The 21,304-nt window shown below is 65.0% G+C and carries 22 protein-coding genes; 13 read left to right on the forward strand and 9 right to left on the reverse strand.

All coding sequences use genetic code 11. The features are described 5' to 3' along the window. Positions 1 to 377 precede the first annotated feature (377 nt). From CDQ91_RS18680 to serB, 9 genes are all read right to left on the reverse strand, one after another. Positions 378 to 1,730 (reverse strand): serine hydrolase domain-containing protein, encoded by a 1,353-nt coding sequence (locus CDQ91_RS18680; protein ID WP_088474220.1) that lies wholly within the window; start codon positions 1,728 to 1,730, stop codon positions 378 to 380. Between the two features lies 1 nt (position 1,731). Next, complete coding sequence (locus CDQ91_RS18685) at positions 1,732 to 2,085, reverse strand: MmcQ/YjbR family DNA-binding protein (protein WP_174688530.1); 354 nt, start codon at positions 2,083 to 2,085, stop codon at positions 1,732 to 1,734. Positions 2,086 to 2,103: 18 nt separating this feature from the next. After that, positions 2,104 to 3,423: a replication-associated recombination protein A gene (locus tag CDQ91_RS18690; RefSeq protein ID WP_088474221.1), complete on the reverse strand. Its 1,320-nt coding sequence runs from the start codon at positions 3,421 to 3,423 to the stop codon at positions 2,104 to 2,106. A 7-nt stretch (positions 3,424 to 3,430) separates the two neighbouring features. After that, complete coding sequence (locus CDQ91_RS18695; RefSeq protein ID WP_088474222.1) at positions 3,431 to 4,588, reverse strand: glycosyltransferase family 4 protein; 1,158 nt, start codon at positions 4,586 to 4,588, stop codon at positions 3,431 to 3,433. Positions 4,589 to 4,641: 53 nt separating this feature from the next. Beyond that, the gene (locus CDQ91_RS18700) at positions 4,642 to 5,583 is read right to left on the reverse strand and encodes a hemolysin family protein (RefSeq protein WP_088474223.1); all 942 of its coding nucleotides are present in this window, start codon (positions 5,581 to 5,583) and stop codon (positions 4,642 to 4,644) included. Positions 5,584 to 5,613: 30 nt separating this feature from the next. Beyond that, positions 5,614 to 6,111 carry an rRNA maturation RNase YbeY gene (gene ybeY, locus CDQ91_RS18705; protein WP_088474224.1) on the reverse strand — a complete coding sequence of 166 codons (498 nt, stop codon included), beginning with the start codon at positions 6,109 to 6,111 and terminating at the stop codon, positions 5,614 to 5,616. A 111-nt stretch (positions 6,112 to 6,222) separates the two neighbouring features. Continuing rightward, on the reverse strand, positions 6,223 to 8,256 hold the full coding sequence (locus CDQ91_RS18710) for a transglycosylase domain-containing protein (protein ID WP_088474225.1): 2,034 nt from the start codon (positions 8,254 to 8,256) through the stop codon (positions 6,223 to 6,225). A 328-nt stretch (positions 8,257 to 8,584) separates the two neighbouring features. Next, entirely contained in the window at positions 8,585 to 8,941 is a 357-nt protein-coding gene (locus tag CDQ91_RS18715; RefSeq protein ID WP_237246054.1) for a DUF2200 domain-containing protein, read from the reverse strand. A 119-nt stretch (positions 8,942 to 9,060) separates the two neighbouring features. Further along, positions 9,061 to 9,945: a phosphoserine phosphatase SerB gene (gene serB / locus CDQ91_RS18720; RefSeq protein ID WP_088474226.1), complete on the reverse strand. Its 885-nt coding sequence runs from the start codon at positions 9,943 to 9,945 to the stop codon at positions 9,061 to 9,063. Between serB and miaA the strand changes: the two genes are divergently transcribed. From miaA to CDQ91_RS18785, 13 genes are all read left to right on the forward strand, one after another. Further along, positions 9,944 to 10,918, forward strand: coding sequence for a tRNA (adenosine(37)-N6)-dimethylallyltransferase MiaA (miaA, locus tag CDQ91_RS18725; RefSeq protein ID WP_088474227.1), 975 nt, complete (start codon positions 9,944 to 9,946; stop codon positions 10,916 to 10,918). The two genes, serB and miaA, sit on opposite strands and share 2 nt — an antisense overlap. A 98-nt stretch (positions 10,919 to 11,016) precedes the next feature. Continuing rightward, positions 11,017 to 12,771 (forward strand): biosynthetic-type acetolactate synthase large subunit, encoded by a 1,755-nt coding sequence (ilvB, locus tag CDQ91_RS18730; RefSeq protein WP_164499278.1) that lies wholly within the window; start codon positions 11,017 to 11,019, stop codon positions 12,769 to 12,771. Between the two features lie 4 nt (positions 12,772 to 12,775). Next, positions 12,776 to 13,291, forward strand: coding sequence for an acetolactate synthase small subunit (gene ilvN, locus CDQ91_RS18735; RefSeq protein ID WP_088474229.1), 516 nt, complete (start codon positions 12,776 to 12,778; stop codon positions 13,289 to 13,291). Positions 13,292 to 13,383: 92 nt separating this feature from the next. After that, entirely contained in the window at positions 13,384 to 14,433 is a 1,050-nt protein-coding gene (gene ilvC / locus CDQ91_RS18740) for a ketol-acid reductoisomerase (RefSeq protein WP_088474289.1), read from the forward strand. A 105-nt stretch (positions 14,434 to 14,538) separates the two neighbouring features. Continuing rightward, positions 14,539 to 15,141, forward strand: coding sequence for a DUF6151 family protein (locus CDQ91_RS18745; RefSeq protein ID WP_088474230.1), 603 nt, complete (start codon positions 14,539 to 14,541; stop codon positions 15,139 to 15,141). Positions 15,142 to 15,191: 50 nt separating this feature from the next. Continuing rightward, a complete protein-coding gene (locus CDQ91_RS18750; protein ID WP_088474231.1) occupies positions 15,192 to 16,334 on the forward strand; it encodes an 8-amino-7-oxononanoate synthase in 1,143 nt (380 codons plus the stop codon). After that, complete coding sequence (gene bioD, locus CDQ91_RS18755; RefSeq protein WP_088474232.1) at positions 16,331 to 16,939, forward strand: dethiobiotin synthase; 609 nt, start codon at positions 16,331 to 16,333, stop codon at positions 16,937 to 16,939. The genes CDQ91_RS18750 and bioD overlap by 4 nt, the downstream gene beginning before the upstream one ends. A gap of 151 nt (positions 16,940 to 17,090) precedes the next feature. Then, entirely contained in the window at positions 17,091 to 18,350 is a 1,260-nt protein-coding gene (locus tag CDQ91_RS18760) for an adenosylmethionine--8-amino-7-oxononanoate transaminase (RefSeq protein WP_088474233.1), read from the forward strand. A 49-nt stretch (positions 18,351 to 18,399) separates the two neighbouring features. Then, entirely contained in the window at positions 18,400 to 18,714 is a 315-nt protein-coding gene (locus tag CDQ91_RS18765; protein WP_088474234.1) for a hypothetical protein, read from the forward strand. A 133-nt stretch (positions 18,715 to 18,847) separates the two neighbouring features. Beyond that, the gene (locus CDQ91_RS18770; RefSeq protein ID WP_088474235.1) at positions 18,848 to 19,255 is read left to right on the forward strand and encodes a hypothetical protein; all 408 of its coding nucleotides are present in this window, start codon (positions 18,848 to 18,850) and stop codon (positions 19,253 to 19,255) included. Positions 19,256 to 19,354: 99 nt separating this feature from the next. Further along, positions 19,355 to 19,999, forward strand: a complete 645-nt coding sequence (locus tag CDQ91_RS18775; protein WP_088474236.1) for a YceI family protein — start codon at positions 19,355 to 19,357, stop codon at positions 19,997 to 19,999. Positions 20,000 to 20,161: 162 nt separating this feature from the next. Then, entirely contained in the window at positions 20,162 to 20,656 is a 495-nt protein-coding gene (locus tag CDQ91_RS18780) for a rhodanese-like domain-containing protein (RefSeq protein WP_088474237.1), read from the forward strand. 85 nt (positions 20,657 to 20,741) lie between these two features. Then, positions 20,742 to 21,119 (forward strand): hypothetical protein, encoded by a 378-nt coding sequence (locus CDQ91_RS18785; protein ID WP_088474238.1) that lies wholly within the window; start codon positions 20,742 to 20,744, stop codon positions 21,117 to 21,119. Positions 21,120 to 21,304 lie beyond the last annotated feature (185 nt).

The following is a 21,304-nucleotide window of genomic DNA, read 5'->3' on the forward strand; positions in this document are numbered from 1 at the left end:
TCGACTTTGGAGTGGGAAGCGGGCGTTGCCAATCCTCCCTGTCGCGAAGCGATGGGGAGGGGGACCGCCGCGAAGCGGTGGTGGAGGGGCAGCGACGTCAGCGCCAAAGCCCCTCCGTCAGCCGCCTACGGCGACTGCCACCTCCCCATGCCTGCGGCACAGGGAGGATTTTCACGTCCGCAACTGGGTTGAAAGCTCGACGTCCGCTTCGGGTCGCTTCCTGCCCTTCCAGTTCCCCGGCGAAAGCCGGGGCCCAGAGAGCTTCATTGTAAACGCCGGTTTCATCGCGCTCTGGACCCCGGCTTTCGCCGGGGAACGGCTGCTTCCGGTCGTTAGCTGTCATCGCTATTCAAACCCTATGATCGCTAGGCAAGCGATCAACCGGCCCGGTCGGCCGCAACGACGGCCTTGACGAGCGCCGCGATATCGAGGCGTTCGGCGGCATCGTCATAGCCCTGACGAACGATCACCAGCCGACGCGACGGGATGACGACCAGATACTGGCCGCGATTGCCGAAGGCGCCGAACGCGTCACCGGGGATGCCGTCCGATTTGTTCAAAAGCCAGAAACCCGCGCCATAGCCGAAGGGACCATCGGGCTGCGGCCCGCCGGGCGTCGTGACGAAATGGCGCCAGTTTTCGGGCAGCAGCCGCTCGCCATTCCATAGTCCGTCATTCTGATAGAGCAGCCCCAGCCGCGCAAGATCGCGCGCGGTCGTCGATACCTGGCTCGACAGGATATAATCGCCATCCTTGTCATGTTCGGCGAAGGTTCGCGTCATCCCGATCTTGTCGAAAAAGGCCGCCGGATCGAGCGCCCGTCCCGGCGCCTTCTGCTGCATCGCGCCGAGCGATTGCACCGCGAGCAACGTGTCGTTGTTGGCGTAGCGATAACGGCTTCCCGGCTGATGGAGCAGCGGCCATTGCACCGTCCATTGGCGCACCGATGCACCGCCCATATAGATGGCGTCGGTGCGGTTTCCCGCCGTATCGCTGGTCAGGCCGCTCGCCATGCGCAGCAACTGCTCGGTCGTGATCGCGGCGCGCGGGTCGCCGGGGCTCTGCCATTCGGCGATCGCCGCGGGCGCGGCCACATCGAACTGGCCGCGCTGGACGGCATGGCCGATCAACGTCGCGGCCATCGACTTGGCGACCGAGAAGGTGCGCTGCGCGCTGTGCGGGCCATGCCCCGGCTGATACCATTCGAAGCCGATCCGTCCGTCCTTGACGATCAACAGCGAACTGGTTCGCCCGCCGAAGCCCGCGCGCTTCGTGCCGATCGCGCCAAACCCCGCGACCGGTGCCACGGCCTTCTGATCACCCAGCGGCCATAATCTGTCGTCGAGCTTCGCCCGACCGCGATTCAGAAAGCCATCAATCCGCGCTGGCATGGCACCAATCGGCAGGGTGATGCAGCCTTCGCGGCTGTCCCACGCTGCAATGCGCGGCGGCATATCGTCGCGGTAAGTGACGCTGACCCGCTTCGCCTTGTCGTCGATATCGGCCTTGATTGCGCGGACATCGGCCTCGATCTCGGGATAGATATGGGTGAGTTCGTCGCGCTCGATATCGGCGAGCGACTTGCCCGCACCATTCCAAAGCGCCGAACAGGTGACGCCGGCGCGATAACCCGCCGCCCACGCGCGGTTAATTTCGGCATTGGCATCGGCGGCGTGCGCGGGCAGCGCGGCCGCGGCGAGCGCGAGGCCAAAGGTCAGACGGCGCAGCATCTCAGGGCCGCTCGCCAAAGGCCTGCCGCTGCGGCTTTTTGGCGCGGTCCCACCATGCGCGGCGGATGACATCGGCGACGCGTTCGGGATCGGCCGATCCGAAATGCACGAGCAACGCGTGCCAGCCTTCATAATGTGGGGTCTGCCAGAAAGTCTCGGGATCGGTTTCAAGCAAAATCTCCTTTTCGTCGGGCTTGCACATCACGGCAAAACTGCCGGGCTCGCGCCCCGGCGACGCCAGCGCCTTGCCGTTGAGTTTCGGACAGGGGGTGCCATAGAAAGGCGCCATTTCGACATCGGGCAGGCTGCACGCGAAAGCGACCACATCGTCCCAATTGCCGAATATTGGCCGCATTCCCCTGCCCCGTTTACCCTATTCTCCGCGCTGGCGGCGCTGCTCGTCCCACCAGGCGAGCCGCTCGCCGATCCGCTTTTCGAAACCGCGATCGACCGGGCGGTAAAAATCGACGGGCGCCATCGCGTCGGGCCAGTAATTGTCGCCCGAAAAACCCTCGGGCGCGTCATGATCATAGCTATAGCCCGCGCCATAGCCCAAATCCTTCATCAGCTTCGTCGGGGCGTTGAGGATGTTCGCGGGCGGTGCCAGCGATCCGGTCTCGCGCGCCGCCGCCCACGCCGCTTTCTGCGCCGCATAGGCCGCGTTCGACTTGGGCGCGGTCGCGCAATAGAGGCACGCCTGGACGATCGCGAGCTCGCCCTCGGGCGACCCCAGGAATTGATAGGCGTCTTTCGCGGCGAGGCACTGGATCAGCGCCTGCGGGTCGGCGAGCCCGATATCCTCGCTCGCGAAGCGAACAATGCGGCGAAGAACGTACAGCGGCTCCTCGCCCGCCACCAGCATCCGCGCGAGCCAATAGAGCGACGCCTGCGGGTCCGACCCCCGCATCGCCTTATGCAGCGCCGAAATCAGATTATAATGGCCGTCGCGATCCTTGTCATAGACGGGCATGCGGCGGTGCAGGAATTGCGCCAGCTCGGCGGGGTCAAGCGGGGTATCGATGCTCGCCGCGAACAGCGTTTCGACCTGATTGAGCAGGAAACGACCATCACCGTCGGCGCTGACGATCAGCGCCCCGCGCGCATCGTCAGTCACCGGCAGGCGGCGGCCGACTTCGGCTTCGGCGCGTTCGACCAGCGTCGCAAGCGCGGCTTCGTCCAGCCGTTGGAGCACCAGCACCTGCGCGCGCGACAGCAGCGCCGCGTTGAGCGCAAAGCTCGGATTCTCGGTCGTCGCCCCGACCAGCACCACAGTACCGCGTTCGACATAGGGCAGGAAACCATCCTGCTGCGCGCGGTTGAAGCGATGGATTTCGTCCACGAAAAGCAGGGTTCGCTTGCCCGCCGTCGCCATCTTCTCGGCCTCGGCGAACGCCTTTTTCAGATCGGCGACGCCCGAAAACACCGCCGACAGCGCGGCAAAGCGCATCCCCACCGCTTCGGCGAGCAGCCGTGCGATCGTCGTCTTTCCCGTTCCCGGCGGTCCCCAGAGGATGATCGACGACAATTGCCCCGCCGCGACCATCCGCCCGATCGCCCCCTCAGCGCCGGTCAGATGCTCCTGCCCGACGACGTCGGACAGTGCGCGCGGGCGCAATCGTTCGGCGAGCGGGACCGGGCCGGTCGCAGCGCCACTCTCAACGGGCGCATCGTCGCCGAACAAGTCCCCGGCCACCACCGCCTCAGCCCCGGCGCCGCTGTTTCTGGCGGATCAGGCGCAAATAGGTGTCGGCGACCGATTTGTTGATCACGTCCCATCGATAGGCGCCGCTTTCGTGCAGCGCCGCCGCTCCATGCATCGCGCGCAGGGCCCAATCGCGGCAATAAAGTTCCAGATCATCGGCAAAACTGCCGATCGAACCCGGTGACACCAGAAAGCCGGTAATGCCATGTTTGACGATGCTCGCGCTGCCGGTCGCGCGCGCCGCCACCACCGGCAGACCGCACGCCATCGCCTCCAGGGTCACATTGCCAAAGGTTTCGGTCACCGACGGATTGAAGAACATGTCGCACGACGCCAGCGCGCGCGCGAGATCCTCGCCGCCCTGAAAGCCGACAAATCTGGCGTTGGGCAGCCGCGATTCGAACCATTCGCCCGCCGGCCCCTCGCCGATCACGACAACCTCGTGCGGCACGCCGCGCCGCTCCAGCTGGTCGATCGTGTCGGCAAAGACGTCGAGCCCCTTTTCCATCACCAGCCGGCCCAGAAAGGCGATGACCGGCGTCTCGTCGGCGATGTTCAGCGACTGACGCCACGCCATGTCTCGCCGCCCCGGGTGAAAAATGTCCCGCTCGACGCCGCGGGTCCAGATGCCGATGTCATAGTTCATCCGCTGTTCGCGCAGCACCTGCGCAAAGCTTTCGGATGGCGCGATCAGCGCGTCGCACTTGCGGTACAACTTGCGCAGCCACGCCACCATGAGCGGTTCGACGAAGGAGAGATTATAATAGCGGAAATAGGTTTCGAAGCGCGTGTGCACCGAACAGGCGACCGGAAGCTTGCGCCGCCGCGCCCACGCCGCCGCCTGTCGCGACACGCGATCGGGGCTGGAAATATGGAGAATATTGGGTGCAAACTCGGCAATATCCTGCCGCACCCGCGACGAAAAAGACACTGGAATACGATATTCGGCACGCCCCGGAATCGCGAAGGACGGCACGCTGACAAGGTCGCCGGTCGGTTCGAAATCGGGGTTGGCGACGGTCGGCGAATAGACCCGCACCGCCGCTCCCTGCTCCAGAAGATAGCCGACCAGACGGTTCAGCGCCTTGTTGGCGCCGTCGACCGTCATGTTGTAATTGCCGCTGAAGAGGGCGATGCGTAGATCCGAAACGTCCATCGCGCCGCGCTAGTCCCATCGCGGCGCAAAGGCAATTGCGTCGGCCATCGCCATCAATAGTCGTCAGGGCGTTCCAGCGGCGCCTCAAGGTCGACCGCCACCGGCGGATGGAGCCGCAGGCGGTGGACGCGGCGCTCGTCGGCCTCGGTCACCTCGATGCGCCAGCCGCTCGGGTGGAGCAATATCTCGCCGACCTCGGGCACATGACCTGCGAGGACAGCGGCGAGGCCGCCGAGCGTGTCGACATCCTCCTCGACCTCGACAAGCCGCGGATCGATCGCTTCGCCGACGTCGTCGAGTTCGGCGCGCGCATCGGCCTCCCAACAGCCATTTTCGCCGGGCGTGAACAGCAGCACCGGCTCGTCATCATACTCATCCTCAATCTCGCCGACGATTTCCTCGACCAGATCCTCGATCGTGACCAGCCCCTCGGTCCCCGAATATTCGTCGATGACGATCGCCAGATGGGTGCGCTGCGCGCGCATGTCGGCGAGCAGGTCGAGCACCCCCATCGATTGCGGCACGTAAAGCGGCTGGCGCAGCAGGTCGATCAGCGGGGGTGGCGGGCGCCCTTCGGCGAGCACCGCGAACACATCCTTGACGTGGATCATCCCGACCACTTCATCGAGCGTCTCGCGATACACCGGCAGGCGGCTGTGGCCCGCCTCTACGAACAGCGCGATGATGTCGGCAAAGCTCGCACTTTCGGAAATCGCGATGATATCGGCGCGCGGCACCGCGACATCGTCGACCGTCTGTTCGCCAAAATGCAGAAGATTGCGCAGCATCTTGCGCTCGATCGGCGACAAATCGCCGACGACGCTGCTGCCGCGCCGATCCTGCCCCTCTTCTTCGGCTTCGTCGATGACATCCTCAATCTGCTCGCGCAGCGAGGGCTCGTTCGCGCCGCCGAACAACAATGTCCGTATGCCGGCCCAAAGGCCGGATCTACTGTCCTCTTCCGATCGGGTCGAAGATCCCTGGTCGTCGGGCATGATGCTCTGTGTATCCTAAGTTAATCCAACTCACGCATATGGATTGGCGATGCCCAGCGATGCAAGCGCTTTCACTTCCAACGCCTCCATCGCCGATGCTTCGGGGTCGTCGATATGGTCGTAACCGACCAGATGCAGCGCGCCATGGACGATCAGATGGGTCGCATGGTCGGCCAGCGAAATCCCCTTTTCCTCCGCCTCGCGCGCGCAGGTCTCGCGCGCCAGCACGATATCGCCGAGCAATATTTCGCCGTCGTCGCTGTTCGACAGACTTTCGAGCAGATCGGCCTGCACCTGCGGAAAGGACAGCACATTGGTCGGCTTGTCCTTGCCCCGGAAATCGCGGTTGAGCGTCTGAACCTCGGCATCGTCGGTCAGCCGCACCGCGACCTCGACCATCGGCGCCGCATCGGCAAGGCTCGCAAAGGGCGTCAGCTTGAGCGCGGCGGCCACCGCCTCCCCCGCCCGCGCTTCCCAATCGAGAACATCGGGCCAGGGCTGGGCTTCATGGGATTCGACGATCAGCATATTGGGGTCCAGAAACAGAAAGGCGCAGGCGCGCTGGAACGGGGAGATATCATCGCGGCGACGCTATCGCGGCGCGCGGATGGTGGACAGCGGAAATTTCCCTAGACCTCGCTACGGCGGGGGCGGCGCGGGCTCGGCGGCGGGCGGAGGCCGGTCGATCGGCAGGCGCAAGTCGATGCGATTGCCGCTAATCTCGGTCGTGATCACCGCATCACCCCCCTCGATCCCGAGGCGCGTTTTCTCGCCGACCGGAATCGCCCCAATGTCGGGAATGTCGAGCGGCTGGACCGGACCGCGCGGGTCGGTCGCTGGCGCGGGCGCCTTGCGCTGCTGCTTCTGGCCATGCGCCTCGGTCATGAAATCGCGCCAGATCCGCGCGGGCAGGCCGCCGCCCGATATGCCCTGAAGCGGCGAATTATCGTCATTGCCGATCCACACCCCGACGACCAGACCATTGGCATAGCCGACGAACAGCGCGTCACGATTGTCCTGGCTGGTCCCGGTCTTGCCAAAATTGGCCTGCGGAAGCCGCGCCGCACGGCCGGTGCCACGGTTGACTGCGGCGCGCAGCATCTGTTCGATCGCGTCATGTTCCTTCGACCCGAAACGGCTGGGCCCCCGGAACAGGCTTTCGAACCAGCCCATTTCCTCGGCCTGAAAGGCGTGCGGTTTGACCGGATAGCTGTTCGCCGCGACCGCAGCATAGGCGGCGGTGAGTTCGAGCAGCGTCATGCTCGACGTTCCGAGCGCAAGGCTCGGGTCGCCCTCCGCCATCGGCGCGGTGACGCCCAGGTCGCGCGCCATGCGGATCACCTTGTCGTCGCCAACCTCGCGCAGCAACCGCACCGCGGCAACATTGCTCGACGTCGCAAACGCATCCTCGAGCGTGAGCGACGGCGAATAGGCCCCACCGGCATTTTTCGGCCGGTACGATCCGGTTTCAATCGCCTCATTGCCGATCCGGTCATCGGGTTTCCAGCCGTCGCGGAGCGCCGCCAGATAGACGAATAATTTGAAGGTCGACCCCGGCTGGCGCCGTGCCTGCGTCACGCGGTTGAAGGGCGATGCCGCATAGTCGCGCCCGCCGACCATCGCCACAACCTCGCCATTCGGGCGCATCGCGACGAGCGCGACCTGCGCCTTGCCCAGCCCGGCGCGGCCGGTCACCCGCCGCGCGACGCCCTGAAGCCGTGCGTCGAGCGTCGTGGTGATCGTCTCGCGCGAATAGCCGACATCGCTCAATTTACGCGCCTCGGGCAGCGCCCAGTCGGCGAAATAGGTGCCGGTGGGCAAGGTGTTGCGGCTGCGCACGTCGATCCGCGGCGCGCGCAGCGACTTCGCCTCACGCTCGGTGAGATAGCCGGTGGCCGCCATCGCATTGAGAACCAGCCGCATCCGCTTTTCGGCAAGGTCGGGGTTCTTGGTCGGCGCGAGGCGCGACGGCGCCTGCACCAGCCCCGCAAGCATCGCCGCCTGCGCCGGGGTCAGCTTCTCGGGCTGGCGATAGAAATAATGCATCGACGCCGCGCGCAGCCCATAGGTGTTGTCGCCGAAATAAGCGTTCGACAAATAGCGTTCGAGAATCTCGTCCTTGGTCAGCCACGCCTCGAGCCAGAAAGCGATCAGCGCCTCGCGCGCCTTGCGCCCCAGCGTGCGCTTCGGCGTCAGAAAGGTGAATTTCGCGAGCTGCTGAGTGATCGTGCTGCCGCCCTGCGTCCGCCCGCCAGTGACATTGCTCCACACCGCGCGCGCGATGCTGCGCGGATCGATGCCCCAATGGCTGTAGAAACGCCGATCCTCGATCGCGAGAAAGGCGCCGGTGACATGCTTGGGCAACGCCTTCGCCTTCACCGGCGTATCGACGATCGCCCCGATGCGCGCGATCGGCGACCCGTTGGACGCGAGCAAGGTGATCTGCGGCGGGGCGATCGGCTCGAGCGACTTCGACAAGGGCGCGGTGAGTGCGAGCCAGCCGACAAGGAGGATGAAGGCGACGCAGAAAACCGCAAAGCCGCGCGCGATGCGGCGAGCCCATTTGCGACGGCGCGATTCGGGCGCCGCCGACGCGTCCGCGTCGACCAAGGGCGCGCCCGCCATCGCGGCGGGGATCGGATCGGGGGTTGGGGCTTTACGGAACCATGTCATGCTTGGTTCGCGTATTACAATCACAATACAGCCTAGGCAAATGGCTTTGATGGGCGCGCGCTGGCAGGGGAAGCATCCTCCCTGTCGCGAAGCGATGGGGAGGGGGACCGCCGCGAAGCGGCGGTGGAGGGGCCGAGGCGCTCCTGCCCCTCCGTCAGCCACCTACGGCGCCTGCCACCTCTCCATGCCTGCGGCACAGGGAGGATCGCTCGTCTGCTCCCAATCGTTCCCGGCCCTTCGTCACCACGGACTTGATCCGGGGTCCAGCTTTTCCGACGGCCAAGGCGTCCCCCCGCGAAGGCGGGGGCTATGTCGGGTCGAAACCCGCCTAATTCCGTAATATCTTCTCCATCGCCTTCCCCCGAGCGAGTTCGTCGATCAACTTGTCGAGATAGCGCAATTCGCGCATCAACGGCTCTTCGATAGTCTCGACCCGGATGCCGCAGATCACTCCGGTGATCAATTCGCGCGCGGGGTTCAGCTTGGGTGCGGCGGCAAAGAAATCCTCGAACGTCGTGCCTTTCGCCAATTCGCCCTCCAGCCCCGTCTGGCTGTAGCCGGTCAGCCAGCGAATAATCTCGTCAACCTCGGCCTTCGTCCGCCCCTTCTTCTCCGCCTTGGCGATATAATGCGGATAGACGCTCGCGACGCTCATCGAATAGATGCGGTGCTTCGTCATCATCATTGCCTCTCGCCCGCTGCCGTTTCAGTCCGGATTCGGCGCCTTTTCCTGTCACCGGCGAGGCCGATACGGTCCGTGCCATGCCCAGAAGCCAGAGACGAGCCGGCCGGACAGGATGCTCTCTACCCCAGCACCCAACTCCGCCGCGAATAGCCCTGCGCCCACAGCAGCGCGCTCAAATCATGATGCCGCACCACCGCCGCAGCGGCTTCGGCCGCCGCCGGATGCGGATAATAGCCGACCCCCAGCCCCGCCGCGGTAATCATCGGAATATCGTTCGCGCCGTCGCCGACCGCCAGCGTCTCGGCCAGCGGCAGGCCGTGCGCCGCCGCTTCGGCCTTCAGCGTCTCCAGCTTGGTGCTCGCATCGACGATCGGCTCGATCACGCGCCCGGTCAGCTTGCCGTCCGCAATCTCCAGTTCGTTCGCGATCACCTTATCGAACCCGATCGCTTCGCCCACCGGGCGAGCAAAGGCGGTGAAGCCGCCCGAGATCAGCACCGAATGTGCGCCATGCGCCTTCATCGTCTGCACCAGGGTCCGCGCGCCGCGGGTCAGCCGCACGCGCTCCATCCGACATTCGGCCAGCACCGATTCGGCCATCCCGCCGAGCAGCCCGACGCGCTCGGTCAGCGCGGCGCGGAAATCCAGTTCGCCGCGCATCGCGCGTTCGGTGATCGCCGCAATCTGCGGCTTCAGCCCGGCATAATCGGCGAGTTCGTCGATACATTCGACGGTAATCATCGTCGAATCCATGTCGGCGATGATCAGCTTCTTGGTGCGGTCGCCCAGCGGCTGGACGATGACGTCGAGTGCGCCATGATCCATTTTCGCCAGTTCGGCGCGGGCGCTGACCAGGCTGCCGTGAAAGACGATATCGGCGGCATCGCCCTCGTCCAGCCAGTGTGGCGCGCCGACATCATGCCCCGTCGCATCGAGCCGGTCGATTGCTTCGCGGACCACCTCGCCCGTCAGCTTCCCGGCTGCTATCAGCGTTGCGACGAACATGGCATCTCCTTCATCATCTTTCCGGCCCCAGCCCTCTCAGGCCAGTCCTCCTGTTGCGCTTATCGCCGGACCCACCGCCAGCGGCAAGAGTGCATTGGCGGTCGCGCTCGCCCAAATTGTCCCGAACGCGGTGGTGATCAACGCCGACGCAAGCCAGGTCTATGCCGACCTCGCGATCTTGTCGGCACGCCCGACGGAGGATGAAATGGCGGGCATCCCGCACCGCCTGTTCGGCTGCATCGACGGCGCCGAGGCCTATAATGCCGCGCGCTGGGCGGCCGACGCCACTGCGGAAATCGCCGACGCCCATGCCGCGGGAGCACTCCCCATCCTCGTCGGCGGCACCGGCCTCTATATGAGCACATTGCTCTTCGGCATCGCGCCGGTGCCCGAAATCGATCCCGGGATTCGCGCTGCGGTCCGCGCGATGGAGGTCGCCGACGCGCACGCCGCGCTCGCGCAGCACGACCCCGCCGCCGCCGCGCGCCTTCACCCCGCCGACACCACCCGCGTCGCCCGCGCGCTCGAGGTCGTCCGCTCGACCGGCCGGCCGCTGGCCGACTGGCACGGCGCCCGCGAAGGCGGGATCGCCGACACCATCGCCCTCACCCCGCTGATCCTCCTGCCACCGCGCGACTGGCTGCGCGAGCGCTGCGACCGCCGGCTCGAGATGATGTTCGACGCCGGTGCGATCGACGAGGCGGAGGCGCTGCTCGCGCGCGGCCTCGACCCCGATCTTCCCGCGATGCGCGCGATCGGGGTGCCGCAAATCGCGCGCCATCTGGCGGGCGAGATCGACCGCGCCGAAGCGCTCACTCTCGCTCAGGCGGCGACGCGGCAATATCTGAAGCGCCAAAGTACGTGGTTCCGTAACCAACCCCCTGCCGATTGGCCACGCCACGAAACGTCATTATCAATCGACAATATCGATGAATTAGCAATAATATTACGCGATAGCTTGTTGACAAGATAGAATCATATACCTATTGCCCGCAACCTTGCTGCGGCGCACAAGCGCGCGGCTCGGGCGCACAGGTTCGTGCGCCTGCACAAGACGGAAGGAGCATAGTCGTGACGGAAATGAGTGGTGCCGACATGGTGGTTCAGGCGCTGGTCGACCTTGGGGTCGATACGGTGTTCGGCTATCCGGGCGGCGCGGTCCTTCCCATCTATGACGCGCTCTTCAAGCATCCGACGATCCAGCATATTCTCGTCCGCCACGAACAGGCGGCGACCCATGCGGCGGAGGGTTACGCCCGCTCGACCGGCAAGCCCGGCGTCGTGCTCGTGACCTCAGGCCCCGGCGCGACCAATGCCGTCACCGGCATCACCGACGCGCTGATGGATTCGATCCCGATGGTCGTGCTGACCGGCCAGGTTCCAACGACGCTGATCGGCACCGACGCCTTTCAGGAATGTGACACGGTCGGCATCACGCGCCACTGCACCAAGCATAATTATCTGGTGATGGACCCGGCGCGGCTCGGCCCGATCATGCACGAGGCTTTCTATATCGCGACCCACGGTCGCCCCGGCCCGGTGGTGATCGACATTCCGAAAAATGTTCAGGTCGCGACCGGCAAATATATCGTGCCCGACATGATCGAGCATAAAAGCTATCGCCCGCAGGTCGAACCCGACAGCGCGGCGATCGCCGAAGCCGTCGCGATGATCGCCGCGTCCGAACGCCCGGTCTTCTACACCGGCGGCGGCGTGATCAACGCCGGCCCCGATGCGAGTGCGGCCTTGCGTCAGCTCGTCGCGCTCACCGGCGCGCCGATCACCTCGACCCTGATGGGGCTCGGTGCCTTTCCGTGCGACGACGACAAGTGGCTCGGCATGCTCGGCATGCACGGGACCTATGAATCGAACATGGCGATGAACCGCGCCGACCTGATCATCGCGGTCGGCGCGCGCTTCGACGACCGGGTGACCGGGCGCCTCGACGCCTTCGCGCCCGAAGCGAAAAAGATCCACATCGACATCGACCGCAGCTCGGTGAACAAGATCGTTCCCGTCGACCTCGCGATCGTCGGCGACGCCGGCCGCGCGCTCGACGCGATCATTGCGGGCTGGCAGACCGCCGGCCACAAGCCGCGCGACCTTGGCGAATGGTGGCGGCGCATCGACGGCTGGCGCGCAACGCGCTGCCTCGACTTCCCCGAGAAGAAAGAGGATGCCGCCGAAATCATGCCGCAGCGCGCGGTCAAGGCGCTGTACGATGCGACCCATGCGATGGACCCGATCATCACGACCGAGGTCGGTCAGCATCAGATGTGGGCGGCGCAGCATTTCGGCTTCCGCGGCCCCAACCGCTGGCTCACCAGCGGCGGCCTCGGTACGATGGGCTATGGCTTTCCCGCCGCCGTCGGCGCGCAGATCGCGCACCCGGGTCGCCTCGTCATCTGCATCGCGGGCGAAGCTTCGCTCCAGATGAACATTCAGGAAATGGGGACGGTCAGCCAGTACCGCCTGCCGGTCAAAATCTTCATCCTCAACAATCAGTGGATGGGGATGGTTCGCCAGTGGCAGGAACTCACCTATGAAAGCCGCTATTCGAACAGCTATTCGGACAGCCTGCCCGATTTCGTGAAGCTCGCCGACGCCTATGGCTGGACCGGCCTGCGCATCGACAATTTCGGTGAGCTGGAGGACGGCATCCAGACGATGATCAACACCCCGGGTCCGGTGATTGTCGATTGCCGCGTCGCACAACTTGCCAACTGCTTCCCTATGATCCCATCGGGGGCCGCCCATACCGACATGATCCTCCAGCCGAGCGACGTCACCGGCACGATGGACGACGAAGCCAAGGCACTGGTGTAATCTGATGAAAATTCAAACAGAAGCCGGCGAGCGCCATGTGCTCGCCATCACCGTCGATAACGAAGCCGGGGTGCTCGCCAAGATCACCGGGCTGTTCACCGCGCGCGGCTATAATATCGAAAGCCTGACCGTCGCGGACATCAGTTCGGACCATGCGCTGTCGCGGATCACCATCGTCACCAATGGCCCGCCACCGATCATCGACCAGATCATCGCTCAGCTCGACCGGCTCGTCCCCGTCCACAAGGTCACCGACCTCACCGACGCGGGCGCGCATGTCGAGCGCGAGATCGCGCTGGTCAAGGTCGCGGGCACCGGCGACAAGCGGATCGAGGCGCTGCGCCTCGCCGATGTCTTCCGCGCGAAGGTCGTCGATACGACGATCACCAGCTTCATTTTCGAAATCACCGGCGCGAGCGAGAAAATCGATCGCTTCGTCGCTCTGATGCGCGAATGCGGCCTCGTCGAAGTCGGCCGCACCGGGGTCGTCGCCATCGCCCGCGGGGCGGAGGCGGCTTAAATTATTACAGATTGCGTTTCCAACACTCGTCACCCCGGACTTGATCCGGGGTCCATGGATGCCGGATCAGGCCCGGCATGACGAACAACAAGATGAGGAAGAATGACATGCAAGTTTATTATGATCGCGACGCCGACCAGGATCTGATCAAGGGCAAAAAGGTCGCCGTTGTCGGTTACGGCAGCCAGGGCCACGCCCACGCACAGAATATGCGCGACAGCGGCGTCACCGAAGTCGCCATCGCGCTGCGCGCCGGTTCGGCGACCGCGAAGAAGGCCGAAGCTGCGGGCTTCAAGGTCATGACCAACAAGGAAGCCGCTGCATGGGCCGACGTGATCATGATCGCCGCTCCTGACGAGCATCAGGCGAAAATCTACGCCGACGACATCGGCCCGAACATGAAGCCCGGTGCAGCGCTCGCTTTCGCGCACGGCCTCAACATCCACTTCGGCCTGATCGAAGCACGCCCCGACATCGACGTCTTCATGGTCGCCCCCAAGGGCCCCGGCCACACGGTGCGCAGCGAATATCAAAAGGGCGGCGGCGTCCCCTGCCTGATCGCAGTCGCGCAGGAAGCCAGCGGCAACGCCGGTAACGGCTTCGCCAAGGCGCTCGCCCTCTCCTATGCCTCGGCCGTCGGCGGCGGGCGCAGCGGGATCATCGAGACGACCTTCAAGGAAGAGTGCGAAACCGACCTCTTCGGCGAACAGGCCGTTCTGTGCGGCGGCGTCACCCACCTGATCCAGGCCGGGTTCGAAACGCTGGTCGAAGCGGGTTACGCCCCCGAAATGGCCTATTTCGAATGCCTCCACGAAACCAAGCTGATCGTCGATCTTCTCTATGAAGGCGGCATCGCCAACATGCGCTACTCGATCTCGAACACCGCCGAATATGGTGACATCAAGACCGGCCCGCGCATCATCACCGCCGAAACCAAGGCCGAAATGAAGCGCGTGCTGGAGGACATTCAGTCGGGCCGTTTCGTCAAGGATTTCGTCCTCGACAACCAGGCTGGTCAGCCCGAACTCAAGGCAAGCCGCAAGGCCGCCGCAGCGCACCAGATCGAACAGGTCGGCGGCGAACTGCGCGCGATGATGCCGTGGATCGCCAAGAACCAGCTGGTCGACAAGTCGAAGAACTGACGGCCAATCCTCCCTGTGGCCGCAGGCCATGGGGAGGATTAACGACCGCCGGCTCTGCCCCGGCGATCACTTTCGCAAACGCAGGCAAAGGACTAAGGCCGGGCAATGACATCCGACCTCCCCTTTGCCTGCGAATGCGGAACGGTCTCGGGCACGCTGCTACGCGTCGGCCCCGATCAGGGCGACCATGTCGTCTGCCACTGCGCCGATTGCCAATATCTCGCCCACCATCTCGGCCATGCCGGACAGATGCTCGACGAGCATGGCGGCGCCTCGCTCTATCAGTCGCGATGCGCGCGCGTGCACATCGCATCGGGCCGCGACCAGCTCGCCTGCGTCCACCTGACCGACAAGCCGACGCTGCGCTGGTATGCCAAATGCTGCCGCACCCCGCTGTTCAACACCTACGCCAATGGCAAAATCCCCTACATCACGACCCAGCTCGGCGCCTGCGACCCAGCGGCGCGCGCGCGGCTGGTCGGCCCGCCCCGCGGGCATCTCTTCACAGAGGAAGGCGTCGGCGACACCAGCCACTTGCCGAAGATGAGCATGGGGGCGCTGATGCGGCGCTTCTTCCCCCGGATGATCAAGGATCTCGTGTCGGGCGATCGCCGGAAATGCGAGCTTTTCGACAGCAAAACCCTCGAACCCATCGCCAAACCCCACCGCATGACCAGCGAAGAACGGCTCGCCCAGAAAGCCGGTTGAACTGCACCGCGCGGGTTTGCCATTTCGACCCCATATTCTAAGGAACGCCGATGCCGGGCCGCGCCTCTCCCTTCTCCGCCCATCACCGCGATCTTCGCGCGCTTGCTGCCGAAACCCGCCTCCGCGCGCTCGCTCCGCGCGCGGGCGTCGACTTCGCCTCGAACGACTATCTTGGCCTCGCCGATTCCGAAGCGTTGCGCGACGCGCTGACCGCCGGGATCGCGCAGGGCATCCCCGCCGGATCAGGCGGCTCGCGCCTGCTGCGCGGCAATCACGCCGAACATGAAGCGCTCGAGGCCCACGCCGCGCGCCATTATGATAGCGAGGCCGCGCTCTATTTCTCGACCGGCTTCGCCGCCAACGCCGCGCTGTTCGCGACGCTGCCGCAGCGCGGCGACCTGATCGTCCATGACGAGCTCATCCACGCCAGCGCGCACGACGGCATGCGCCTCGCCCGCGCGGGCAGCATCGCCGCCGCGCACAATGATCCGCAGGCCTTCGCCGACATCATCGCGCGCTGGCGCGCGGGTGGCGGCTCAGGAACGCCGTGGATCGCGGTCGAAAGCCTCTACAGCATGGACGGCGACCGCGCCCCGCTGGCCGAACTCGCCGCCGTCGCCGACCGCTTCGACGCGGTGCTGATCGTCGACGAAGCCCATGCCACCGGCGTCTACGGCGCCAATGGCGCGGGACTGGCCAGCGACCTCGCGCGCCGCGACAATCTGATCACCCTCCACACCTGCGGCAAGGCGCTCGGCTGCGAAGGCGCGCTGCTCTGCGCCCCGCGCGTCGTCACCGACTTTCTCGTCAACCGCGGCCGCCCCTTCATCTTCTCGACCGCGCCGTCGCCGTTGATGGCGTGGCTCGTCCGCCAGGGCCTCGAAATCGTCGCGACCCAGCCTGAACGACAAGCGCGCCTCGCCGCGCTTGTCCGCCACACCGAGGCGCGCCTCGCCCCGCTCGGCATCACCGCCAGCGGCACCCAGATCCAGCCCGTCATCATCGGCGAGAATGACCGCACGATGCGGATCGCGACCGCACTGCAGGCTGCGGGCTTCGACATTCGCGGCATCCGCCCGCCGACGGTGGCGCAGGGAACCGCCCGTCTCCGCATCGCGATCACGCTCAATGTTGACGAAGATAACATTGACGCAATGGCCGACGCCCTCGCCGCCGCCATGGCCGACGCATGACCCGCTTCATCGTCACCGGCACCGACACCGGCATTGGAAAAACTATCTTTTCTGCGGCTTTGGCGCAGGCGACCCGCGCTTCCTACTGGAAGCCGATTCAGGCCGGCCTCGAAGAAGAGAGTGACAGCGAGGTCGTCGCCCGCCTCGCCGGGGTCGCCATCCACCCCGAAGCCCACCGCCTCATCACTCCCGCCTCGCCACACTATGCCGCCGAAGTTGACGGCGTTAATATCGACGTCGAAACGCTCACGCCGCCGCCCGGCAACTTCATCGTCGAGGGCGCCGGCGGCGCGCTCGTCCCCGTCACCCGCACCACCCTATACGCCGACCTGTTTGCGAAATGGCAAATCCCGGTGATCGTCTGCGCCCGCACGATGCTCGGGACGATCAACCACAGCCTGCTGACGATCGAGGCGCTTCGGTCGCGCAATGTCCCGATCCACGGCCTCGCCTTTCTCGGCGATCCGGTGCCCGACAGCGAGACAACGATCGCCGAAATCAGCGGCATCCGCCGCTTGGGCCGCCTGCCGGTCATCGATCCGCTGACGAGCGAAAACCTTGCTGCCGCTTTCGCCGCGAACTTCGACATCGCCGACTTCCGCTAAATCTCGTCCCCCCTCCCCCACTTCGTCATCCCCGCGAAAGCGGGGACCCAGCGAACAAAATACTCCACCCACAGGGTGCCATTCCCAAACGCAACGGCAGAACTGGGTTCCCGCTTTCGCGGGAATGACAAATGGTTGTAGGGCGCACAGCATGACCTCGCACCAATCCCCCATCTGGCACCCCTTCACCCAGCACGGCCTCGGCGACCCCACGCCGCTGATCGCCCGAGCCGAAGGCGCGCGCCTCTACGACGCGCAGGACAACAGCTGGATCGACGCCATCTCCAGCTGGTGGGTCACCACCCACGGCCACGCCCACCCGCGCATCATGGCCGCGATCCGCGCGCAGTCCGAAAAGCTCGACCAGCTCATCTTCGCCGGCTGGACCCACGAACCCGCCGAAATGCTCGCCGCCGAGCTGATCCGCATCACCCCCGATCCGCTCACCCGCGTCTTCTTCTCGGATTCAGGATCGACCAGCGTCGAGGTCGCGCTCAAAATGGCGCTCGGCTACTGGTATAATATCGGCGAGCCGCGCAGCCGCATCCTCGTCCTCGAACATAGCTATCATGGCGACACGATCGGCACGATGTCGGTCGGCGAGCGCGGCGTCTACAACCGGGCGTGGCAGCCCTTGCTGTTCGACGTCGATACCATCCCCTTCCCGCACGAAGGCCTGGAACAAGCGACGCTCGACGCGCTCGAAGCCGCCTGCGCGCAAAAGCCCGCCGCCTTCATCGTCGAACCGCTCATCCTCGGGGCCGGCGGCATGCTCATCTATCCGGCATGGGTGCTCGCCGAAATGCGCAGCATCTGTGCACGCCACGGCGTCCTCTTCATCGCCGACGAAGTGATGACCGGCTGGGGCCGCACCGGCACCCGCTTCGCCTGCGATCAGGCGGGCGTCATCCCCGACATCGTCTGCCTGTCCAAAGGCCTGACCGGCGGCAGCCTCCCACTCGCCGTCACCCTCTGCATCGAGCCGATCTTCGCCGCCCACTGGTCAACCGACCGAGCGAAAACCTTCTATCATTCGAGCAGCTACACCGCGAACCCGATCGCCTGCGCCGCCGCGAACGCGAACCTCGAAATCTGGCGCGACGAACCCGTCCAGCAACGCATCGACGCGCTCGCCGTCGCGCAAGGCGCGCACCTGTCGATGCTCGGCCATAACCCGCGCGTCGCCAATCCGCGCCGCCTCGGCACCATCGCCGCGCTCGACATCGTCGTTCCGGACTCGGGCTATCTCTCGAACCTCGCGCCGCGCCTGATCGCCTTCTACCGCGACCATGGCGTCCTCCTCCGCCCGCTCGGCAACACCGTCTACGTCATGCCGCCCTATTGCATCGAGCCCGACGAACTGGCGCAAGTCTGGAATGTCATCGCGGCGTCGCTTGACGCGCCGGGCTGATATTCGGATACACCGAACATCCCCCTAACTCCTTCCCGGAGAACGAAAAATGCAAAAACCCGGCCTGTTTCTCACGCTGCTCCTGATGGTCTTCCCCCTCGCCAGTGCCGAGGCGCGCAAAAAACCGGAACCTGTCGACAGTCATGAGCGCACCACCGATTGGGTCCCGCTCACCCAATCGATGACCGAGCTTCTCAATACAGGGTGGAGGATCGTCGGGTTCAACAATTATGAGACGGAGATGTTCTCCGAAAACATCTCCTCCTATTCCTTCATTCTGTCGAGCGGGAACAAATATGTCCTTTGCTTCATGGACAGTCCGGCGATGAACAACGCCAAATCGAAATGCCGTGCCTTGAACTGAACGGGAAGCGAAACCATCTCCATCATCAAGGGGCGGCAACCATTGCCGGAGGGCATGATAGTTCGGCTTAGGTTCATCTCGCGGCGCTAGCGTGATACGCAGGGGATGGACGCCAAGGGAATGCCTGTTTGCAATGAAAAAGCCTGCCCTCCTCTTCCCGATCTTCGCCGCGCTCGCCCTCGCTGCGCCCGCGCACGCCTTCGACCAAAGCCTCGCGCAGACCGGCACGCCGCCGCAGAAAACCTCGGTCCTTTATACCTATGGCGACGAACCCTGCCCCGAACCGGTGGGTGACGAGATCATCGTCTGCGCGCAGCAACCCGAAAGCGAACGCTATCGCGTCCCGAAGGAACTGCGCGAAGAGCTGAAGGACGACACCCCGGTCGGCGGCGGCTCATGGGCCTCGGCGGTCGAGGGGTATGACAATATCGCCCGCGCCACCCGCCCCAACAGCTGCTCGCCCGTCGGCAGCTATGGCTTCACCGGCTGCACGTCGGCGATGCTGCGCCAGTGGTTCGAGGAACGCCGCGCGGCCGACTGATCGCGCGGCCGGAAACCCAGCGTTTCGGTACGCGCAATTGACGCCGCCCCCTTGCGTCGCATAGCCTTCGCGCTTCCGAACAAACAGGAGGCCCCCCACATGCGTCGCATTGCTCCCATCGCCATTCTCGCGCTCGCCGTCGTCGCCGTCCCCGTCGTCATCGCACAGGCCCCCTCGGGCGTCCCCGGCGCCCCCGACAAAACGCGCGTCACCGCGGGCACCTACGCCGCCGATGCCGGACACACGATGGTCGTCTGGGAAGTCGATCATTTCGGCTTCAGCAAATATTCGGGCATTTTCGGCGACGTCACCGGCACCCTCGTGATCGATCCCGCCAATCCCGCCGCGTCGAAGGTCGACGTGACGATCCCGGTGTCAAAGGTCACCACCGCCAGCGCCGGCCTCACCGACCATCTGCTGCGCGCGGGCAAGGACGGCGGCAAGGCCGACTTTTTCGGCCCCGCCCCCGCCGACGCCAAATTCGTCTCGACCCGCGTCGTCCTCGACGATGAGGGCGACGAAGCCAAGGTCACCGGTAACCTCACCCTCAATGGCGTGACCAAACAGGTGACGCTCGACGTCGACTTCCACGGCGCCGGCACCAACCCCTATAACAAGAAAGCCACGATCGGCTTCGACGCCGAAACCAAGATCCGCCGCAGCGATTTCGGCGTGAACTATGGCATCCCGGTGGTCAGCGACCTCGTCGAACTCGAAATCCACGCCGCGTTCGAAAAGCAGTAAAACCACCTCAATATTCTCGTCATCCCCGCGAAAGCGGGGACCCAGTGAGGCCTTGTGCTGCCCAAGCTGGGTCCCCGCTTACGCGGGGATGACAACGGATTGGGTGTTCATCGCCCATCCAGCAACCCGCGCTTACCCTCCCATCATCAAGGGAGGATCATCATGCGCAAAACCCTGCCACTCGCTTTCGCCCTCGCGCTGACCGCCTCCCCGGCGCTCGCGCAAACCAACCCGCAAATCGACTATCCCGCCTTCCAGGCGCTCACCGCCCGCGTCGCACCAGAGCGCGAAGCGCGCCTTCTCCCCTTCGCCGCCTTCAAGGCCGAAGCCGCCAAGCCCGGCATTCTCCTCCTCGACGCGCGCTCAAAGGATGCTTTTGCGCGCGGGCATATCGTCGGCGCGGTCAACCTGCCGCTCACCGACTTCACCGCCGACAGCCTCGCTGCGGTGATCGGCGCCGACCCGGACCGCCCTATCCTCATTTATTGCAACAATAATTTCCGCAACGACGCCGCTCCCGTACCGATGAAGTCGGCCGCGCTCGCGCTCAATATCCAGACCTTCATCAACCTCGTCGGCTATGGCTATCCCAATGTCCGCGAACTCGCCGACGTGATCGACTTCAATGATCCCGCAGTGGGCTGGGTCAAGGGCTAGCCACACTCCAATCTGTCACATGCCGCCGGTAAGTCAGAGCCGGGGTCTCCCCGACCCCGCCTCTTGTTCACAAGGAGCGCGTGTGATGAGCGAACTGGTACGCGAAATTGTCGAAGTGAACGCCTATATTGGCGGCGACGAGGAAAAAGCCCTGCTGACCGTCGAGGCCGAGGGCATCACCCCCACCGCGGGCTGGACGAACCTCCAGCTCGATCCCCATGTCTATATCAATCCGCCCGCCGACGGCGTTCAGGATTTCGACCTCGTCGGCGATCGCCCCTCAGGCGGCGGCGCCGATACGCCGTCCACGGTCGAGGCGGCATGGGAAGGCCCGCTTGAGGACTGGGTGATCGGCATCCGCGTCCACGCGATCGCCAATATGATCGAGGATGAAATCTTCGAGCCGTGGGAAGAGGAAGACGACGAAGACGAGTCCGAAGAGCAGAGCAGCAAGGCTGCCTGACGGCCTCCCGCGCGCCATCCCCGCCTTCACGGGGGTGGCGCAGCAGGGCCACGCAACGCAATTTTCCCACCTTCCCCCTTGCCAAACACGACATTTTCATGTCAGAGCGTGGCCATGCGCCACAACGGGCTCCTACTTCTGCGACTTACACGCCCTTGGGCGTGACGATAACGCTGCGCCCAAGG

Source organism: Sphingopyxis witflariensis, from assembly GCF_002205635.1.
GTDB classification, from domain to species: domain Bacteria; phylum Pseudomonadota; class Alphaproteobacteria; order Sphingomonadales; family Sphingomonadaceae; genus Sphingopyxis; species Sphingopyxis witflariensis.